This is a genomic window from Pseudoxanthomonas jiangsuensis, from assembly GCF_010093185.1.
GTDB classification, from domain to species: Bacteria; Pseudomonadota; Gammaproteobacteria; order Xanthomonadales; family Xanthomonadaceae; genus Pseudoxanthomonas; species Pseudoxanthomonas jiangsuensis.
On the sequence record NZ_PDWL01000057.1, the window covers coordinates 1 to 1,652 of the forward strand.

Consider the following 1,652-nt stretch of genomic DNA (forward strand, 5'->3'; position numbering starts at 1 on the left):
AGCATCAGCGGCTCATTAAAGGCCATGCTGGCAATATGCGGGAGATTACGCAGCTCTGCTGTCACTCTTCTCCTCCTCTGTTGATTGTCGCAGCCCGGATTCAAATGCTGCAGCCGCCCAGGCGGGCGGTTTAAGACCGGCTGCACGGCGCTCCATCGTTTCACGGACCTGCTGGGCAAAAATTTCCTGATAGTCGTCACCGCGTTTTGCGCACTCTTTCTCGTAGGTACTCAGTCCGGCTTCTATCAGCATCACCGCTTCCTGAACTTCTTTCAGACCATCGATGGCCATACGACCGGAGCCTATCCAGTCGCAGTTCCCCCAGGCACTGCGGGCTTCCTGAAAACTGAAGCGCGCTTTTGAAGGTAACGTCACCACGCGGCGAACGATGGCCTCTTCCAGCCAGCACAGAAACATCTGGCTCGCCTGACGGGATGCGACGAATTTTCGCCGCCCCATAAAGTACGCCCACGACTCGTTCGCACTGGCCCGTGCCGTGGAGTAGCTCATCTGGGCGTAATTCCGGGAAAGCTGCTCATACGAGACACCCAGCCCGGCAGCGATATACCGCAGCAGTGACTGCTCAAACACGGAGTAGCCGTTATCCGTATCCTGAGCCGTCTGCAGGTTCAGTGAGTCACCCGGCATCAGGTGCGGTACTTTTGCGCCTCCCAGCCGGACCGGCGCTGCGGCGTAATACGCGGCAATTTCACCAATCCAGCCGGTCAGCCTTTCCCGCTGCTCCTGACTGTTCGCGCCCAGAATAAAATCCATCGCTGACTGCGTATCCAGCTCACTCTCAATGGTGGCGGCATACATCGCCTTCACAATGGCGCTCTGCAGCTGCGTGTTCTGCAGCGTGTCGAGCATCTTCATCTGCTCCATCACGCTGTAAAACACATTTGCACCGCGAGTCTGCCCGTCCTCCACGGGTTCAAAAACGTGAATGAACGAGGCGCGCCCGCCGGGTAACTCACGGGGTATCCATGTCCATTTCTGCGGCATCCAGCCAGGATACCCGTCCTCGCTGACGTAATATCCCAGCGCCGCACCGCTGTCATTAATCTGCACGCCGGCACGGCAGTTCCGGCTGTCGCCGGTATTGTTCGGGTTGCTGATGCGCTTCGGGCTGACCATCCGGAACTGTGTCCGGAAAAGCCGCGACGAACTGGTATCCCAGGTGGCCTGAACGAACAGTTCACCGTTAAAGGCGTGCATGGCCACACCTTCCCGAATCATCATGGTAAACGTGCGTTTTCGCTCAACGTCAATGCAGCAGCAGTCATCCTCGGCAAACTCTTTCCATGCCGCTTCCACCTCGCGGGAAAAGGCACGGGCTTCTTCCTCCCCGATGCCCAGATAGCGCCAGCTTGGGCGATGACTGAGCCGGAAAAAAGACCCGACGATATGATCCTGATGCAGCTGGATGGCGTTGGCGGCATAGCCGTTATTGCGTACCAGATCGTCTGCGCGGGCATTGCCACGGGTAAAGTTGGGCAACAGGGCTGCATCCACACTTTCACTCGGTGGGTTCCACGACCGCAACTGCCCTCCAAATCCGCTGCCACCGCCGTGATAACCGGCATATTCGCGCAGCGATGTCATGCCGTCCGGCCCCAGAAGGGTGGGAATGGTGGGCGTTTTCATACCTG

Annotated in this window: 1 protein-coding gene; it reads right to left on the reverse strand. The window is 58.2% G+C overall.

The genetic code is table 11. The features are described from left to right. Nucleotides 1-45 precede the first annotated feature (45 nt). A partial coding sequence (locus CSC62_RS17115) for a phage portal protein (RefSeq protein WP_425502051.1) occupies nucleotides 46-1,652 on the reverse strand: 1,607 nt, incomplete at its 5' end.